This is a genomic window from Herbaspirillum seropedicae (assembly GCF_001040945.1).
Lineage (GTDB): Bacteria > Pseudomonadota > Gammaproteobacteria > Burkholderiales > Burkholderiaceae_D > Herbaspirillum > Herbaspirillum seropedicae.
In genome coordinates, this window is sequence record NZ_CP011930.1 from 4503063 (window position 1) to 4521684 (window position 18622).

Sequence of the window (18622 nt, forward strand, 5' to 3'; positions counted from 1 at the left end):
TTTGTTTTGCGCATCAGCGCCCAGCTCATCCTCTCCAGCTCATCCTCCATTTCTCGCGCTCACCGACGAGCGATTGCGCCGTCGTCCGACATGCGCAAACCGCCCCGCTGGCGATAATCAAGGCTCCCCTTCCCTCTACCTCTAGCACAGGAGCCGCGATGAAAAAGCTCTCCCTCTTCATGCTGGCTGCCGGGTCATTGGCCATGCTGGCTTGCGCCCGACCCGTGAAGCGCCAGTACGACGACATCAACCGTCGCCGCCGCACCGAGACCGACGCCGGCATGCCGCGCACCCTGGGTGAACAAGACATGCAAGCCGTCGCGCAGGAAAGCAGCATGGTCGCCCCGCCCGCCCAGCAGCACACGCCCAACAGCGCCGCACCGTCACAACCCGCCACGGCCGATGCCGCTGCGCGCAAGGACGGCGATTTCGCGCCGCCCGTCGGGGCCTGAGCTAGCGCTGCACCAAGCACTCAGCCAAGCACTCAGCGGCGCATCAGCCGCACTCAGTCACGCTTCTGCCCGGCCTGGCCACCCCAGGCCGCCGGCAGCATGCGCGTCAAGGTCGCGTCCTTGCGCACGCGATGGTGGAAGGTCGCCGCCGCCACATGCAGGGCCACGACCACCCACACCACCCAGTCGCCGAGGAACTTGTGGACCGCGAAAATGGGCGTCTCCACCTGTTCAGCCGTGAGCTGCCAGGTGTTGGCGATCCAGGCGAACAGCGCCGTCTCGCGGAAGGCCGGAATGATGAACAGGCCGAAATTGGTCGGATCGTAGGTATTGAGATAGCCCGTCAGCGGCATGACGATCATGAACAGGTACAGCGCCCAGTGCGCCAGCCGCGCCAGCAGGTGCTCCAGGGCGCTGCCCGGCACCGGCGCCGGCTCCACATTGATGAGGCGCCAGACCAGCCGCGGCACCACCAGCACCCCGATGCTCACGCCCAGCACCCAGTGGATATTGAGCAAGGGAATCACCAGCGCGCCATTGGGTTCGATGCCGAACAGGGCCGGCTTGATGCTGGTCTCCGGATCGATGAACCAGATCACGTAATAGACCACGATGTAGGCCAGGATGAAGGCCACGGCCATGGACCAGTGGAACAGCTTGGCGATGGAACCGAAACGCTCGGCGGTGTTTTTCAGCATGATCTTCCCTCTTCTGCGCAAATGCGGCGCCAGTTTAATCCATGCGCAGCGCAGCAATGCGCTCAGCAGCAGCAGCCAGCGCCTGCGCCTTCTCGGCGTCGCCCATGGCCACTCCTTCTGCGCGCACCACGCTCACGTCCACGATGCCGAGGAAGCCCAGCAGGTCGCGCAGATAACGCTCCTGGTGATCCAGCGCCGCCTCGGCCGTGCCCTCCGCATATTGCCCACCGCGCACTGAGGCGATGTAGGCGCGGCGTCCCTTGAGCAAGCCTTCCGGACCGGCATCGGTATAGGCGAAGGTAGTGCCGGCCACGGCCACGCGGTCGATCCAGGCCTTCAGTTGGGAGGGCAGCGAGAAGTTGTACATCGGCGCGCCGATCACCAGCAGGTCGGCCTGCAGCAATTCGTCCAGGCAGGCCTGGCCCAGCGCCAGGTCGGCGCGCAAGGCCGGATCGTCCACCTCGGCCCCGCCGAAGGCGGCCAGGTGCTCTGCCGACAAGTGCCGGGGTGCAGCAGCGGCCAGGTCGCGATAGATCACCTCCAGGTCCGGTTGCAGGCTGCGCAGATGCGCCACGATATCGGCCGAAAGCTGGCGGCTGACGGAATGTTCACCCAGGATGCTGGTGTCGAGATGCAGGAGTTTCATGGTCATCTATCAATCAAAAAATTGAAATTATTTATATCGTTTATATCATTTATATCGATTATATCTTTTGTGCAAAAGACGATGCGCAGCGTCTCAAGGCTTGGCCGCCACGCCTTCAACCGGCTTGAGCACGCCCTCCTTGGAAAAGGGCAGCACCTGCCCAAGGCGGTTCACCAGGATCGTCGTCAAGCCCTGCGGCGCACTCCACAAGACCTGCCAGCTCACGCCCTCGTCACGGCTTTGCAGGATCTTGCCTTCCAGCGAAGCGGCTGTCAGCAGCCCAGGCGTGGCCTGGACGCGGGTAATGGAGCCACTGGTGGGCAGCGCCACGGTCTGCCACTGGCTGCCGCCATCGGTGCTGCGCAAGAGCTTGCCGCCCAGGCCGGCCACGATGAGCGCCCCCGCCGGCTGCGCCACCGCCCCGCTCCATAGCGATGCCTTGCTACCAGTGGCCAGGATGTCCCAGTGCTGGCCCGCATCGGTGCTGCGGAACAGCGTGCCTTGCTCAGCGGCCAGGTAGAGCGTGTCGCCGCTGCCAGGGAAGAAGCGCAGCAGGTTCAGGTCGCTGCGCTTGCTGCCTGCGGCCACTGGCAGGTGCAGGGTGGTCCAGGTCTTGCCGCCATCCTCGGTCTGCAACAGCAAGGACCACAGGCCCGCCGCCCAGCCATGCTCACGGTCGCGGAAATAGACCGTAAACAAGGGCTGGTCCACATCGGTGGCGCTGCGCTGCAATTGCCAGGTCTCGCCGCCGTCGGCGGTATGGATCACCACACCGCCATGTCCGACCGCCCAGCCCTCCTTGTCATCGACAAAGCTCACCGCGGTCAGCGTGAAATCCACCGGCACCTGGCGCGCCTGCCGCCATTGCCTGCCGCCATCGTCGGAGAGGATCACCTCGCCGCGCGCCCCCACCGCCACCACACGCTCGCCGGCCAGTGCGGCATCGAGCATCATGGCGCGATCGGCAAAGCGATCCGCCACGGCAGCACGCACCGGCACCGGCTCCATTCCCTGCGCCGCCGCCAGCGTGCTGCAACCCGCCAGCGCCAGCCACAGCAATGTCTTCCAGACGTTCATCACATCGATTCTCCCGTGCATCATCATTTGCCCTGCCGCCTCAATGGTTCATCATGCTGTTGACCTTGATCTTGCCCTTGCGCGGGAACATCCGTTCCAGCACCACAGCAAAGGCCGGCAAGGCGGTCATGGCCATGATCAGGTTGACGATGAACATGAAGGCCAGCAGCTTGCCCATGTCGGCCTGGAACTTCAGCTGCGAGAAGGACCAGGTCGCCACACCGATGGCCAGCGTGATGGCGGTAAAGATGGTCGCCACGCCGATTTCCTGGATCGATTTCTCCAGCGCCACGGCGATGGCTTCACCAGCGGCCAGGTGCATCTGCAGACGACTATAGATATAGAAGGCATAGTCCACGCCAATGCCCACGGCCAGCACCATCACCGGCAAGGTCGCCACGGTCAGCCCGATCTGCAGCTGCTTCATGAAGGCATAGCCGATGAAGGTGGCCACGGTGAGCGGCAGGCAGCAGGCCACCACGGCGCGCAGGTCGCGATAGACTGCGAACACCAGCACGATGATGGCGGCATAGACATACAGCATCATCGGCAGCTCCGACTTTTCCACCTCTTCATTGACAGCCGCGATCACGCCCGCATTGCCCGCAGCCAGGCGGATGGTCAGGCCCGGCAGGGGATGCGCGGCGCGATACTGCTTGACCGCCGCGATGATGCCGTTGATGGTGGAGGCCTTGTGGTCGGTCAGGTAGAGGTGGGTGGCCAGCATGCTGCAATCCTTGGAGAGGAAGCCGCGCACCCGCCCGATCTCCACCGCCAGCGCCGCATAGTTGGCCGGGTCCAGCGGCACCGAATACATGCTGGGATTGCCCTCGTTGTAGCCTTCGTTGTAGATCTTCATCTGCTCGGCGAAGGAGCTCACCGACATCACCCCCGGCACATGGCGCATGGCCGCATCGAACTGTTCCTGGTAGCGCCCGAAGGCCACCTTGTCGCAGGAATTCTCGGGCGTGGCCAGGATCACCGAGAGCCAGTCCAGGCCAGTGTCATAGTTGTCCGAGATGGACTTGGCATCGAGGTTGTAGCGCGAATCGGCGCGCAGCTCGGGCGCCCCCGCCTGCAAGGTGCCCACCAGACGATCGCTGCTGTACCAGACCGAGGCGGCAAACAGCGCCAGCGTCACCACGACGATCACGCGGGCATTGCGCGGATGGGCCGCGCGGGCAAACACCTGCAGCCAGCGCGCACGCTTCTGCTGGGCGCGCATGGCGGCGTCGGCATAGGCCTTGTTGACCTTCAGCAGCGAGGCCGCCAGCGGCAGCATGACCAGGTTGGTGATGATCTTGTAGCCCACGCCGATGGAGGCGGTGATGGCCAGCTCCTTGACCATGGGAATGGGAATGAGCGTGAGCGTGATGAAGGAGACGAAGGCCGTCACCAGCGCCAGCACGCCCGGCACCAGCAGGCCACGGAAGCTGGCGCGCGCCGCCTCTTCGCAGCCCATGCCGGCGGCGATGCCGCGCACGATGTAATTGATCTGCTGCACCCCGTGCGACACGCCAATGGCAAACACCAGGAAAGGCACCAGCACCGCCAATGGGTCCAGCCCGTAACCCAGCAGGTGCAAGGTACCGAACTGCCATACCAGCGACACCAGCGAACAGACGATGGGCAAGAGCGTAAAGGGCAGCGAACGGCAATACCAGTACACCGCCAGCGCCGTCAGCAGCAAGGCCATGATGCAGAACTTGAGCACACCCTGGGCGCCATCGGCCACATCGCCAATCTGCTTGGCAAAACCGATGATCTGCACTTCGAAGTCGGCGTTCTCGTACTTGGCGCGCAAGTCGTTCAAGAGCTTGTTGTAGGCCAGGTAGTCGACCTTCTTGCCGTTGGCGTCGAATTCATTGATCTCGGCAATGATCATGGCGCTGTCCTGCTTGCGCGAGACCAGCGTACCGACGAAGCCGCCGTTGTTGGCGCTGTCGCGAATGCTGGCGATGACCTCGGGCGTCAGGCTCTCCGGGGTGACCGTGCCCGCGATGACGGGATCGGCGCGAAAGCCTTCTTCGGTGATCTCGTTGACGAACGTATTGGGCGTCCACAGCGACTGCACGCCCAGGCGATTGACGTTGGGCAGGAACATGACGGCCTGGGTCATGGCGTTCAGGCGCGTCAGCCCTTCCTTGGTCCAGATGCTGCCGTGGCGGGCGCGCAGCACGATGTTCAAGCGATTGGCCCCGAACAGTTCGTCGCGGTACTGATGCTGCGTGGCGACGTATTCATGGTCCGAGGGAATCTGTTTCTCGAAGCCGGCGTCCATGCGCAGCTGCAGCGAGAACACCGCCATGAGCGCTGTGAAGGCCAGCAGCGCCAGCAGGATGGCGACCCGCGCGCGGAACGCCAGCGCCTCCAGGCGCGCCAGGCTGAGAAAGCCGTTGAGAAAACGCATAGTGATCCTAGTCCAGCAGGAAAGACATGACACGACCGGAACGGACTACGCCCTCCGAGAGGGCGCAGTCCGACCGGGATCAGAAGTTGTAGGTCGCGGTAGCGCCCACGAAATTGCGACCCCGCAGCGGCTGGTCGAAGATCGTGTCGCCGCCCCAGAACATGGCGTAGTTGAGCGAGAACTGCCACTTGGCCGGGTTCTGGATGAAGCTGACGATGAAGTTGGCCGACTTCGCCCCCTGCATGAAGGTGCCCGCGAAGTTGGGCGTGCGTCCATGCAAGGCCTGGAAGTAGAAGATCTCCGGCACCACCTGCCAGCCCGGGATCAGCGAGCCGTCGTAGACCCAGCTGAAGTCCAGGTTGTAGCCATAGGAAAGCGCGGTACCGACGCTGGGCGGCGTACCGGCGCCGGTGGCGCGGGCGTTGGCGGAGGTGTCGTAACCCCAGCCCCAGTTGCCGGCCGCCACCGGGATGCCCTGGTAGGCGCTCTTCATGTTGGGATAGTAGATCCCCACTGCTTCGGCCATCAGGGTCGCGGTATCGGCCCCGCCCAGCGCCTTCAGGATGGTCGGGTTGTCGCTGGGCGTCATGCTCAGCAGGCCCGTGACGGCCAGCTGGTACTTGGCGGTCTCGACATAGCAATTGCCGTTGGCCAGGCAGCCGGTGCCGTTGGTGGTGGGGCTGTTGCCGGCGGTGGAGGTGTTGAGCGTGATCGGATCCTTGGGGCGATACGACAGTTCGGTGCCGACCGCCCAGTTACCCACCGGGAAGTTCATGCTGGCGCCGATCATCTTACGGTCCTGCAGGTAGGAATAGCCGAAGCCCGACAACGACGAGGTCGACGTCGACATCACCGGCGACTTGTCGTGGTAGTTCATCAGGTACAGGCCGAAGTTCATCTCGCTGTCCTTGGGGCTATAGCGCAGCGCCACGCCATACTGGCCGCTGGAACGCGGCGTGCTGGTGGTCGGCACGCCCAGCTCCGGTGCGCCGTTGCCGATGGTGCCAATCGACCAGTAGCTGCCCACCGGCGGGAAGTAGTTGCGCTGCCAGCCTTGCTGCAGATAGGTCTCGATGCTGAAGCCCTTGCCCAGGCCGGTAGCGAAGTTGACCATCGGCGCCGGCAGCACCGCTTCCTTCATCTGCGTACCCGGTTGCGACAGGCGCATCAGGTCCAGCGCGTTGGTCTGGTTGATACCGCCCGGGATGAACAGGCTCTCGCCCCAGTTGACCACCTGGTTACCGACACGCAGGCGGGCGCGCTGGTCACCGATGGAAAACTCCTTGCTCACCCACAGATCCAGCAAGCGGGTCTTGTTGCTGACCTGGCCGGACGCATTGCCGGGGAAGGTGCTGCCACCGCCGCCGCTGACGTAGCCGGTGGTGCTGGTGGCGGCGGCGAAGTCGCGCATCCAGCTCACCCGGCCCAGGAACTTGAAATCGTCCGGCAGCTTCAGCATCAGCTCGTGGGTGCCCTTGAGATAGGTGGTAAAGGCGCTGCCCCGGTCGTAGTTCAGGTTGCCCTGGTCGTTGTACTGCGACAGCGAATCGGCGCAGCCCGCCGGCGCACCGGCGCCGGTCGGACCGGAGGGCTGGCCGCCGTTGACCGTGCCGATGATGCTGCTGCAACCCGGCTTGGCGGCACGGATGCCAACGCCCAGCGTGACCGTGGAGTCAAAGTTGCCCGAGACCGATTCGGTCTCGAAGGTAAAGGCCTGGGCGTTGCCCGAATACAGACAGGCCCCCATCAACGGCAACACCACCGGCAACATCCTTGGCAGCGCCGATCCCGTGCGCCGCAGCTTCTTACGCAATTGCATCTTCATGGTTTTCCCTTCCCCGTCAAGGTATGTCAAAGAGCGCTACGCTGGCATCAGCGGTCGCTGATGGCGCGCAGGTTGTCGGCGCTGTAGAAGTTGTCACGCAGGCGCGGATTGTCCTTGGCCTCGGTCTCCCAGCGGATGTCCTTGCCGGTGCCGGCCGAGTGCGAATCCATCAGGTAGCGGCCTTCGGCCAGGTTGTACTGGGCAAAACCGGAGAGGTCGCAGGCGCCGGTCTCATAGACCGGAATGATGTAGCCCTCACGGTGCTTCCACAGCTTGTTCTGGGCGTCGTAGTCATCGGAGAGCACCAGGTTCCAGCTATCCTCATCGACATAGAAGGTGCGCTTGGGCGCCAGGTGGCGCACACCCGGCTTGACCGTGGCTTCCACCACCCAGACGCGGTGCAGCTCGTAGCGGCGGGCGTTCTCGGCCACGAAGTCAGGCTTGGCGATGTCGTCGAAATTGGCCTTGAAGTTGTTGGCCCCGAAACTGTTGTAGGCGATATAGATTTCTTTTTTTCCGACCAGCTTCCAGTCGAAGCGGTCCATGGTGCCGTTGAAGACGGTCGGTTCATCCATGGTGTACTGGTTTTCCATGCCGATCTGCGGTGCATCGTAGGCATAGGACGGCATGCGGCGCACGCGACGTTGGCCAGGGAAATAATAGAAGGTCTCGGCGCCGGGGCGGTTCAGGTAGGTGGTCACCGTCAGCGCCTGGCCGGCCAGTGCGGTGGGCGAAGAATAGGCGACGTAGGTGTAGAACTCGACCCCGCCCAGCGTGGAGAGCTTGGTGCTGCCCTTGACGTTGGAGGGATAGAACAGCGTCAACTGCTGGCTGGCCTTGATCCACTCATTGCTGCCCTTGCGCGGCGAGACTGCCGTGATGGTATTGGGGAAGTCCACGCCCAGGCCGCGATAGCGCATCTTGCTGTTGTACATCACTTCCAGGCCGGTCTTGGGCAAGGGGAAGGGAATGCCCGGCACATTGGCTTCGGCCAGGCTCCAGCCGTCAGCGCCGATCTTGCCGTCGGCCACGTTCTTCTTGGTATTCTCGACCACGAAGTCCGGCGCCGCACAGTAGCGGTGGGTGGGATAGATATCCATCTTGTAGCCCTTGACCTGCTTGATCAGGGCCACCTGTCCCGGCGTGAGATGGTCGGCGTACTTGTCCACGTTGGAGGCATCGATGACCTCGGTGGGCTTTTCATCCTTGTACTTGAAATAGTCCTTGCGCAGCTTGCCGTAGGACCAGCCCGGCAGTTCCACGTTTTCCGCCTTCCATTCCGGCACGCCCTGGCCGGCAGCCTTGTCGCCGCCCAGCGGTGTCAGGGTAGTGCCCAGATCTTGCACCGAAGCAGCGTGCGCCAGCGTCGCGCCCACCGCCAGGATGGACAAACCGAGGATCGTTCTCTTCATGACCACTTTCTCCAATTGACTCAAGCCTGTTGCGATTGATGAGGAATCAGGCAGGATGCCCGGCCGAGGCCCGGTATCCTGCTTTTCAGGTTCACAGCGAAGCCAGACCCGCACCGAAGATGTCCAGCCCCTTGAACATCAGCGAGCGCGGAATGGTCAGCGAAGGCATCACGCGCATGACGTTGGTATAGCGGCCGCAAGGAATCATCAGCACGCCATGACCGACCACGTAATCCATCAGCTTGCCCAGCTTCTCGCGCGAGAGCGGTTCGCGGGTTTCGCGGTTCTCCACCAGCTCGATGCCGATCATCAGGCCGCGTCCGCGCACCTCGCCCACCCAGGGGCTGTTGAAGCTGCGGATGCGTTCCTGTGCTTCCAGGCCCAGGGTGTGGGCGCGGTTGACCAGGTCCAGGCGCGGGTCTTGCAGGATGCTGATGTTGGTCAGCGCCACCGCCGCCGAGATTGAATTGGCGGCGAAGGTATTGGGCTGCGAACCGTCGGGGATCTTGGCAGCCAGGTCCGAGCGCATCACCAGGCCGGCCATGGGCATGTCGCCGCCGATGCCCTTGCCGAAGGTCAGCATGTCGGGCTTCACGCCGGAATGCTCCACCGCCCACATCTTGCCGGTGCGGCCAGCGCCAGCCTGCACTTCATCGACGATCAGCAGTGCGCCGCTGCGGTCGCAGGCTTTGCGCAGGATCTGCAGGAACTCCGGCGACGGCGGCACGTAACCACCCTCGCCCTGCACCGGCTCGACGATCACGGCGGCCACGTCATCGGCCGCGGTATAGGGGGTGTTGAGCAGGTAATCGACGTACTCGCCGGCGATCTGCTCGGCGCTCTTGTGGCTGGTGTCGAAGGGGAAACGATAGGCGTAGGGATACGGGGCGTGGATCACGCCGCCCATGAAGGGACCGAAGCCCTTGCGGTAGGCAGTGCCGGTGGTGAGCGCATTGGAGGCGTTCCAGATGCCGTGGTAGCCGCCGTGGAAGGCGATGATCTGGTGGCGGCCGGTGACGCGCTTGGCGAACTTGACGGCGGCTTCCAGGGCATCGCTGCCGCCCTGGGTGAAGAAGGTGATGCAATCACCGCGCAGGCCATCGGGCATGATCTCAGAGATCTTGGCGGCCAGCTCGGTGCGCTTGGAGCTGTTGACTTCCATCGAGTGCATCAGCGATTCGGACTGCTTGCGGATGGCTTCGACCACGCGCGGATTGCAGCGCCCCACGCTGCTCACGCCCACGCCAGCGGAAAGGTCGATGAAGGTATTGCCGTCCGGGTCCTTGAAGGTCACGCCGAAGGCCTGGTCCATGGCGATGGGCATGCGGCCGCCGCCGCGCGCCATCGATTCGGTGCGGGCCGACAGTTCCAGCGCCGCCGCGGTCTTGGGACCGGGGTAGGTGGGCGTTACCATCTTGGGAGCGTCGGTGAAGTTGAGCGACTCCAGTTCTGCTTCGATCATACAATTACCTTTCCATAGCGTTTTCGGGAGAGTGTCCGCCTGCGCCAGCGGCAAGCGAGATACCGGGAACCGCGCCGCCAGGAAGCGGACAATCTGCTCCTTGCGGCATGACTGGATTAAAACCCTTGCGCCGGATTAGCCATTAGCCCAAATGAGCAAGTCATCAAGAGCAGCCGGACGGGGAAGGAAATAATTTGCGCCGGCCCGCCATCCTGGCCGTGGCGCACGATATCGGTGCGGCCTGGCGACAGGCGGTGGCGCTCTTCCCCGGCGAGAAACGAAGAAACGAAGAAACGAAGAAACGGAGCAACGGAGAAACGGCCCCGGGAAAAGCCAAAAAAAATGACGGCCTAGGCCGTCATCAAAGGCACAGTCAAGCGCCGTGGACTCACATCCAACCACCAGAAATCATGTCATTGCGCCAGCAAGGGCAAGCCGGACGCCACCGCCGGGAGCGTCTCCGGCACAGGGCCGGCGGCGATGCGGAATACCGACACCGTCCCCAGCAGGTTGCCGGCCTGCTGGCGCAGGCTTTCGCTGGCCGCCGCGCTCTGCTCGACCAGGGCGGCATTCTGTTGCAGGGCGTCATCCAGTTGCCGGATGGCCCCCTCGACCTCGGCGATATCACCGCTCTGGGCCAGGCTGGCCTGGCTGATCTGGGCCACGATGGCCGAGACGCTGCGCACCGCCGCCACGATCTCTTCCATGGTCTGCCCGGCCTGGTCCACCAGGCGCGCACCGGCCTGGATGCGCGCCACCGATTCATGGATCAGGGTCTTGGTCTCGCGCGCGGCCAGCGAGCTGCGCTGGGCCAGCGAGCGCACCTCGGTGGCGACCACCGCAAAGCCGCGCCCCTGCTCGCCCGCCCGCGCCGCTTCCACGGCGGCGTTGAGGGCCAGGATATTGGTCTGGAAGGCGATCCCATCGATGGTGCCGACGATCTCGGAGATGCGCTGTGAACTGTCTTCGATGCCGCGCATGGTCTGCACCACCTGCTGCACCACCTGTCCGCCCTGCAAGGCCACGGCGCTGGCCTGCTGCGCCGTGCTGCTGGCCTCGCGGGCATCGTCGGCATTCTTCTGGACGGTGGCGTTGAGTTCGTTCATGGTGGCGGCCGTCTCTTCCAGTGCGGCGGCCTGGGCCTCGGTGCGGGTCGACAGGTCGGCGTTGCCGGAAGCGATCTCGACGCTGGCCGTGGCCACGTGCTCGGCTTCGCGCCGCACCCCGGCGACGATGCCCACCAGCGCATGCTGCATGCGCTGCATGGCCGAGAGCAGTTGCGCGATCTCGTCACGTCCGTGGACGACGATGTCCTGGTCGAGCGCCCCTTCGGCAATGCGGTTGGCCGCCTCCACCGCCCGCCGCAACGGTGTGGCGATGCCACGGATCAACAGCCGCGCCAGCCCCAGCGTACACAGCAGCGCCGCCACGCTCACGGCCAAGAGCGCGCGCCAGGCGGAGCGATAGGCCTGCTCGCCATCGACGACCGAAGCGGCGGATTCCTGCGAGACCGAATCGCTGATGAACTTGAGGATGCTGGCCATCTGCTCATACGGCTGGGCGCTGTCGGCGGCCAGCATCAGGGCTTCCGACGACTGGCCGGCCTGGGCCAGGGCCACGGCCTTGCCGGCCAGTTCGCGATAGGCTTTCCAGCTGGCCACCAGTTGCCGGCTGGTGGCGCGTTCGTCATCATTGCTGGCGAAATCGACCAGGATCTGGAGGTACTTCTCGGCATAGGCCAGGCCATCACGCCTGGCCTCTTCCGCGGCCTTGCCGCCGCTGCCATCATCGGGCAGCAGTGACAGGGTCACGCCCATGCGGTATTGCGCCATGCCGATGCGGATGCCCGAGACCGATTCCATGGCCGGGACATTGATGCGCCCCAGCTGATCGACCTGGGTATTGATGCGGCTCATGCGGTCATAGGAAAAGACAGCCATGCCGATGAGCATCAGCAACAGCAGACAAAAGGCCAGCCGCAACCTGGCGGCGATGCTGAACCCCGCGAACCACTGCCTCATGTTCCTTCCCCCCTGCTTGGATGCGCGTTGTTCAGGCTGGCACGTGGGTGATCTGGCTGATCATCTTGGTGACCAGGAAGCTCTCGAAACCTTCCACCCCACCCTCGCTGCCGAAGCCGCTCTCGCCGATGCCGCCAAAGGGCAGCTCGGGATGCGCCATGCCCGAATGGTTGATGTTGACCATGCCGGCCTGCAGGTCGCGGGAGACGCGGTGCGCCGTGTCCAGCGATTGCGTGAAGACATAGGAAGCCAGTCCCAGCGGCAAGGCATTGGCCATGGCGATGGCTTCCTCCGCCTGGCTGAAGGGCGTCACCGCGGCGATGGGGCCGAAGGGTTCTTCCTGCATCACCCGCGCCGATGGCGGCACGCCCGTAATGAGCGTGGGCGCATAGAAATGGCCACGCTGGCCCAGGCGCGCGCCGCCCGTGACCAGCTCGCTGCCCTGGGCCAGGGCGTCGTCGATCAGGCCCTGCACCGCTTCGAAGCGACGACCGTGGATCAACGGTCCCATCTGCACGCCGGGTTCATGGCCGGGGCCGACCTTGATCTGCAGCAGCGCTTCGGCAAAGGCCGTGACGAAACGCGCATAGATTCCCTTCTGCACATAGAAGCGCGACGGCGAGACGCAGACCTGGCCCGCATTGCGGGTCTTCAGCCGGGCCAGCAGACGAGCGGCCGGCTCCACCTCGGCGTCATCGAACACCAGCACCGGCGCATGACCACCCAGCTCCATGCTCATGCGCTTCATGTGCAGCGCCGCCTGCGCGGCCAGCTTGCTGCCCACCGGCACCGAGCCGGTGAAAGAGATATTGCGCACCAGCGGCGACTCGATCAGGTGCTGCGAAATCTCCGACGACACCCCCGAGACGATATTGAACACACCCGCCGGCACCCCGGCGTCATGGAACAGCTGCGCCATCAGCACGATGGCCGCAGGCGACTCCGACGGTCCCTTGAGCACCACCGTACAGCCGGCCGCCATCGCGGCTGCGACCTTCTTCATCGCCTGGCCGAAGGGAAAATTCCAGGGACTGATGGCCGCGCACACACCGACCGGCTCGCGCACCACCAACTGGCGCACCTCGGGATGACGCGCCCCGACCACCCGGCCATACAGGCGGCGGCCTTCCTCGGCGTGCCAGTCCAGGTGTTCGGCGGCATTGATGATCTCGGCCACGGCGTCGGCCAGCGGCTTGCCGTTGTCCATGGTGATGGCCGGCGCCATGGCCTGGGCACGCTCACGCGCCAGCGCGGCGGCCCGGCGCAGGATGTCGGAGCGCTCCAGCGGCGACACCTGGCGCCACTGCTGGAAGGCGCGGTGGGCGGCCTGGATGGCCTCCTCGATATCGGCGCGCTCGGCCCAGGGCAGGCGGCCCAGCACGTCGCCGGTGGCCGGATCGCGCACCTCCTGGTAGCGCCGGCCTTCGACGCCATGGAAACGTCCATCGATATAGAGCTGTAGATCTGGATACATGGGTATCACCTTGAAAATGGCAAAAAGAGGCGGCCTAGGCGGCGACCTGGTCGAGGTAGCGCGCCACCACCTCCGGCGCATCCCCGGCACGGCCGGCGGCGGCGATGAAACGGTCGGGACGCAGCAAGACCCAGTCCACGCCCTTTTCCTTGAACCAGGCATTGAGCTTGTTCTCATAGTCCTGGATCACCACGCCCGCGCCGGCCAGCACCTGCCCACGCGGACCAGAACGCGAACGCACGCCCTGCAGGTAATCGCAGCCAAACGCTTGCATGCGGCTGCGCAAGCCGGGTTCGGCCGCGGCCAGCACATCGCAGCGCCAGCTCAGCAGCACGAAGCGGCCGCCGCACAGGTCATCGAGCCGCATCACCTCGCCCGCACCGTTCTCCACCAGCGATTGCAGGAACATGCGTCCCACCAGATCGCTGCGATTGCGCACATCGTCCTGCATCACGGCCTGGCTGCTGAAGCTGGGCATGGGCTTGAATTTCATCTGCAGCACGTAGTCACGCACCCGCGGAATATCCTTGATGGCCAGGAAGAACTTGTCGCGGCACCAGGCCAGCAGGCGGTTCTTCTGCGACAGCACCGCGCCGAACAGATCGGCCAGGTCGATCATGGCCTTCACGTGGGCGTGACGCTCCTCGTGATAGCTGGCCAGCAGCTCGGGCTTCATCCGGCCCTGCAGCACCCAGGCCAGCTTCCAGGCCAGGTTGAAGGCATCGCGCAGGCCGGCATTGAGCCCCTGCCCGATCCAGGGCGGCGTGATGTGGGCGGCGTCGCCGGCCAGGCAGATGCGCCCGCACACCAGCGAACCCGCCACCCGCGAATTGTGGGTATAGACCCGCGCGCGGATGATGTTGAGCGCATCGACATCGCGCACATGTTCGCGCAGCAGCTCGCGCACCTTTTCCGGCGCCAGCATCTGCTCGCCATCCTCGCCGGGGAACAGCATGAATTCCCAGCGCCGCACGCCATAGGGCAGGGCCAGGCAGACATAGGGGCGCTGCGGCTCGCAGTGCAGCGCCGTATAGGGTGCATCCAGCGGATCACCATCACACTCGATGACCACCCACTTGGCCGGATGGGTCTTGCCCTCGTAGGGCAGCTTGAGGATCTTCTCGCGCACGGTGCTGCGGCCGCCATCGCAACCCACCACGTATTGCGCGCGCAGCGTGGCCTGCGCGCCATGCTCATCGATGATGCTCGCCTGCACGCCCGCTTCGTCCTGCACCAGGTCCAGCAGCTCGACGCCCGAGCGCAGGCTGACATGTTCAAAACGGCGCAGACCCAGACGCAAGGTCGCCTCGCCCAGCGGCTGCGAGAACAGGTTGCGGCGATACCAGCCAAACTCGCGCGTGGTCGGCTGGATCTCGGCGAAACAGCGACGGTCGGCGGTGTACATGCGCATGGGCACGTTCTGGATCACGTCGCGCACGATGGCGTCGGCCATGCCGGCGGACTGGAAGGTGCGCAGCGCTTCGTCATCGATGCCGACGGCGCGCGGATAATCGAGCACATCGAGATTGCGCTCGATGAGCAGGGTCGAGATGCCATAGGTGCCCAGCAGATTGCCCAGGGTCACGCCGACCGGGCCGGCGCCGACGATGAGCACCTGCGCTTGCATGACCTGCGCTGGCACGGCCGGCTGCTGTCCCACTGCGCTCATGAAGCGCTCCCGCCCATGGGCGCCGGGGCGCTGGTGAGCAGGCGGCTTTCCTGCTGCACCAAGAGGCCGCGCACCTGCTTGCGGAATTCGGCGAACTGCGGATCGGCCAGCAGCGCGGTGCGCCGGCGCGAACGCTCTTCCAGGCTGTCGAAGGCCCAGTGGTAGACCAGCTGGTTCAGGTCGCCGCTCTCGGGAATCATCATCGCCACCAGATTGCCCAGGATGCGCACCTGGTGCTCGCGGCCACATTCGTTGTAGATGCGCACGTAGTCGCGCACCCCGCCCGGCACCATCGTATAGGTCCGCAGTTCGTGGATCATGGATTCTCCTCTACCGTCTCGTGTTGTTCTTGCGCCAGGAATTGCCGCACCACCTCGGCAAAGGCTTCCGGCTGGTCGTCGTGGATATAGTGGCCGGCGTCGGCGATGGTGCTGGTCAGGATGCGCGCATTGAGCTGGCGCATCTCGGCGGCCATCTCGGCCGACAGGTAGTCGGAACGCTCGCCGCGCACCACCAGCGTGGGACACATCAGGGCCATGATGTGCGGCCGCAGGTCGACCACGCGGCTGAGGTCAGGCGAGAGTCGCGTGCTGCTGATGCCGACGTGGTCATAGCGCCAGGTATAGCCGCCCTGTGCGGCTGGCTTGAGCATGTTGTGCAGGCGCTGCTGGCGCGCCTCTTCGGTGACCGACGGACGCAGCGCGCGCATGAAGGTGCTGGCCTCGTCCCAGCTGGCGAAGTGGCTGGGCGTGGTGGCCAGTTCGCGCCGGATGCGGGTGGCGCCGGGACTGTTCTCGAAGGCGCCGGGGCCGGCGTCCTCGATGATGAGCCGACGCACCTTGGCAGGATGGCGGGCGGCATAGACGATGGCGTTGATGCCGCCCATGGAGTGGCCGAGCAGGTCGAACTGGCGCAGGTTCAGGCGCGCCACCAGCGCTTCCACGTCGGCCACGTAGGCGTCGGTGTAGTAGTTGGCGCCGGCGTCCCAGTCGCTCTGCCCACGCCCGCGCTGGTCCAGGGCGATGCAACGGTAGCCTGGCGGCAGCCGTTGCGCCAGGTCGCCAAAGGTCTCGCCATAGCCGCGGATGCCGTGCAGCAGCAGCAGCGGAAAACCTTGCGGATCACCCCATTCGGTGATGTGGAAATTCAAGGCCGACAGGGTCAGCAAATAATCTCTGCGCTGCATGATGGTCTCCGTAGCGGATGCGCCCAGGGTCCTCAGACCAGGCCGTCCTGCCCCTTCACCTCGGAAGCCTTCAGCCCGCCCAGGCGGGCGTTGAGGCGGCCACGGGTGGCGAAGGCCCAGATCAGCACCACTTCGTCGCGGTTGGGACCATCGTTGAACTGGGCGCTGACGGTGTCGTAATGGGAGCGCACATACAGCGCATCCTTGTGCGCCAAGGGGATATCGATGATGGTGCCGGGGCCACCGCGCTTGCCCGTCGACGGCACCCAGGACTTGGCCCCGCCCACGCCCTCGCGCACCGGATTGGCGGCCGGGTTGGTCAGCAAGGCATTGCCGTGTTCGTATTCACCATCCACGCCCACCAGGCAAGCCTTGCCATAGCTCTCGATGGCCTGGCCCTGGGCCGCCTCGCGGATGCGGCGGGCGAATTCCTGGCCCAGCAGCGGCGAAGGCTCGATCCAGGACGACAGGTCTTCGACATACTTGCCAGCGAAGGGATTGTGGAGGCAGGCGGCAATGACGATCTTGCGCAGCGGCGCGCCATCGGCCTCCTTGCCGCTCTCGCCAGCCAGGGTGTCTTCGATTTGCAGGAACCACTTGCGGATGTGGAAGTTGGCGAAATTGGGGCTCTTCATGGAATGTCCTTTGAACGATGCAATACAGTGCAATGGGATGCAGGCAAGCGGATAGCTGGCGCGGCCTTACAGCGGGTCCAGATGGAAGCTGTCGCTGGGGGCGTTGTACTGGCCCAGCAGGCGCTTGCCTTCTTCGTCGTCGTGCGCGGTCTCGAAGAAGAATTCGAAACGGTGTCCGTCGGGGTCGTGGAAATAGATGCCGTAGCCGACCTTGTGATCGGTGATCTTGAAGATCTCGATGCCCTTGGCGAGCAACATGCCGTAGAGGCGGCGGAATTCCTCCATGTCGCCCTCCACCTCCAGGCCGTAGTGCTGCATGTTGACCTCGCCACGCACGGCCTGGCTGGGTTCTTCCACACGGATGAGTGCGATGTCGTGGTGCTTCTTGCCGAAGGACAGGAACACCCAGCGCTCGGCGCGGGCCGTGACCGTCATGCCCAGCACGTCTTCGTACCAGGGCGCCGAACCATGCGGGTCCTTGACGAACAAGGCCAGGTGGGTGCGGCGGATGCGCGGCTTGATCACCGAAGCTGCGCTAGCGGCGGGGGTGGCGGTTGCGGACATGACGCCCTCCTTTGTCTAGTCGATCGATTGCGGATGGGCGTGCACCGGCGCCACGAAGGGCGTCCACGCCACCGAGGTGATTTCGCTGAAGTCGCGCCATTCCTTGTACCAGCTGCGGCCGCCATCGGTAGAGCGCAGCAGGTAGCCGTACTTAGTGCCAGCGAAGAGCAGTTGCGGGTCCGACGGATGGCCACCAAAGGCCCACACCGTGGAATTGGGTGCGGTATGCAGCACGCTGGCCTGCCAGTTCTGGCCGCGATCCTCGGAGCGGTAGATGCGCGTGCGCGTGCCGGGCGTACCATCGCCAATGGCCAGCAGCAATTGATTGCCCTCTGGGTCCAGCGCCTGGATGGTGCGGGTGTAGTACATGCCGTCGAAGCGTTCCTTGGAGGCCTTGGCCGTGAAGCTGGCGGCATCGTCGGTGCTCTCGCAGACGGAGTTGACGGTCACCACCACATGCTTGACCGGCGCATCAGCGGTCGCGGGCAGCACGGTGATGGCGTGGATGTCGGAATTGTTGATGCCGCGGCCAGGGGTATCGATGCGGGTCCAGGTGTCGCCTTCGTCATTGCTGCGCCAGGCGCCGCCCTCTTCCACGCCGAACCAGACTTCCTGGGGCGCATCGGCACGTACGAAGATGGTCAGGATGCGCGGCTTGTGGACGCCCGAGCAGAATTCCGGCAGTTCCACGTCCAGCTGTTGCCACGACAGCCCGCCATCGCGCGAGCGATACATGCGGGCGCGCGATGGTGCGCCGGTGCCGGCGAAGACCAGCTTGGGATTGCTGGGGCTGAAGGCGATCGACCAGACGGTCTGGTCATCCGCCGGCGAGGCAATGCGCTTGAAGTGCGCGCCGCCGTCGGTGCTCAGGCAAATGCCCGCATCAGCCCCCGCCAGCACGCGTGCGGGATCGGAGGGATCGACGGCCAGGCTGCGCACCACACCGTCGAATTCGATGGCTTCCTTCAGGCCCAGGCGGTGCCAGGTCGCGCCATTGTCGACGCTGCGCACGATGCCTTGGCCGGCGGTGCCGACCAGGATGGTTCCTTGCATGATGGTGTCCTCTTCAGTCATTCAATATGTCGGTAGCG

At 64.8% G+C, this 18622-nt stretch carries 16 protein-coding genes; 1 reads left to right on the forward strand and 15 read right to left on the reverse strand.

Annotated features, from left to right (window positions below):
- Positions 1-158 precede the first annotated feature (158 nt).
- Positions 159-452 carry a hypothetical protein gene (locus ACP92_RS19600; RefSeq protein WP_013235866.1) on the forward strand — a complete coding sequence of 98 codons (294 nt, stop codon included), beginning with the start codon at positions 159-161 and terminating at the stop codon, positions 450-452.
- A gap of 53 nt (positions 453-505) precedes the next feature.
- On the opposite strand, the gene ACP92_RS19605 is transcribed toward ACP92_RS19600, so the two are convergent.
- The 15 genes from ACP92_RS19605 to ACP92_RS19675 all read right to left on the reverse strand — a co-directional run bounded on the left by ACP92_RS19605 (position 506) and on the right by ACP92_RS19675 (position 18584).
- Positions 506-1150 carry a cytochrome b gene (locus ACP92_RS19605; RefSeq protein WP_013235867.1) on the reverse strand — a complete coding sequence of 215 codons (645 nt, stop codon included), beginning with the start codon at positions 1148-1150 and terminating at the stop codon, positions 506-508.
- A gap of 34 nt (positions 1151-1184) precedes the next feature.
- Positions 1185-1796 (reverse strand): FMN-dependent NADH-azoreductase, encoded by a 612-nt coding sequence (locus ACP92_RS19610; protein ID WP_013235868.1) that lies wholly within the window; start codon positions 1794-1796, stop codon positions 1185-1187.
- A 93-nt stretch (positions 1797-1889) separates the two neighbouring features.
- Positions 1890-2873: a WD40/YVTN/BNR-like repeat-containing protein gene (locus tag ACP92_RS19615; protein ID WP_013235869.1), complete on the reverse strand. Its 984-nt coding sequence runs from the start codon at positions 2871-2873 to the stop codon at positions 1890-1892.
- Positions 2874-2913: 40 nt separating this feature from the next.
- Positions 2914-5283: an efflux RND transporter permease subunit gene (locus ACP92_RS19620; protein WP_041311218.1), complete on the reverse strand. Its 2370-nt coding sequence runs from the start codon at positions 5281-5283 to the stop codon at positions 2914-2916.
- A gap of 79 nt (positions 5284-5362) precedes the next feature.
- The gene (locus tag ACP92_RS19625) at positions 5363-7108 is read right to left on the reverse strand and encodes a DUF1302 domain-containing protein (RefSeq protein ID WP_013235871.1); all 1746 of its coding nucleotides are present in this window, start codon (positions 7106-7108) and stop codon (positions 5363-5365) included.
- 47 nt (positions 7109-7155) lie between these two features.
- Complete coding sequence (locus tag ACP92_RS19630; protein WP_013235872.1) at positions 7156-8520, reverse strand: DUF1329 domain-containing protein; 1365 nt, start codon at positions 8518-8520, stop codon at positions 7156-7158.
- 91 nt (positions 8521-8611) lie between these two features.
- A complete protein-coding gene (locus ACP92_RS19635; protein WP_013235873.1) occupies positions 8612-9982 on the reverse strand; it encodes an aspartate aminotransferase family protein in 1371 nt (456 codons plus the stop codon).
- 413 nt (positions 9983-10395) lie between these two features.
- Positions 10396-12003, reverse strand: coding sequence for a methyl-accepting chemotaxis protein (locus ACP92_RS19640; protein WP_013235874.1), 1608 nt, complete (start codon positions 12001-12003; stop codon positions 10396-10398).
- Between the two features lie 31 nt (positions 12004-12034).
- Positions 12035-13477 (reverse strand): NAD-dependent succinate-semialdehyde dehydrogenase, encoded by a 1443-nt coding sequence (locus ACP92_RS19645; protein WP_013235875.1) that lies wholly within the window; start codon positions 13475-13477, stop codon positions 12035-12037.
- Positions 13478-13511: 34 nt separating this feature from the next.
- Positions 13512-15146, reverse strand: a complete 1635-nt coding sequence (locus ACP92_RS19650) for a bifunctional 3-(3-hydroxy-phenyl)propionate/3-hydroxycinnamic acid hydroxylase (protein ID WP_013235876.1) — start codon at positions 15144-15146, stop codon at positions 13512-13514.
- Positions 15143-15466, reverse strand: a complete 324-nt coding sequence (locus ACP92_RS19655) for an NIPSNAP family protein (protein WP_041311220.1) — start codon at positions 15464-15466, stop codon at positions 15143-15145. The genes ACP92_RS19650 and ACP92_RS19655 overlap by 4 nt, the downstream gene beginning before the upstream one ends.
- A complete protein-coding gene (locus ACP92_RS19660; protein ID WP_013235877.1) occupies positions 15463-16332 on the reverse strand; it encodes an alpha/beta fold hydrolase in 870 nt (289 codons plus the stop codon). Before ACP92_RS19660 ends, ACP92_RS19655 begins: the two co-directional genes overlap by 4 nt.
- A gap of 32 nt (positions 16333-16364) precedes the next feature.
- Positions 16365-16967 (reverse strand): amino acid synthesis family protein, encoded by a 603-nt coding sequence (locus ACP92_RS19665; RefSeq protein WP_013235878.1) that lies wholly within the window; start codon positions 16965-16967, stop codon positions 16365-16367.
- Positions 16968-17033: 66 nt separating this feature from the next.
- Positions 17034-17531, reverse strand: a complete 498-nt coding sequence (locus ACP92_RS19670) for a VOC family protein (RefSeq protein WP_013235879.1) — start codon at positions 17529-17531, stop codon at positions 17034-17036.
- Between the two features lie 15 nt (positions 17532-17546).
- On the reverse strand, positions 17547-18584 hold the full coding sequence (locus ACP92_RS19675) for a WD40/YVTN/BNR-like repeat-containing protein (RefSeq protein ID WP_013235880.1): 1038 nt from the start codon (positions 18582-18584) through the stop codon (positions 17547-17549).
- Positions 18585-18622 lie beyond the last annotated feature (38 nt).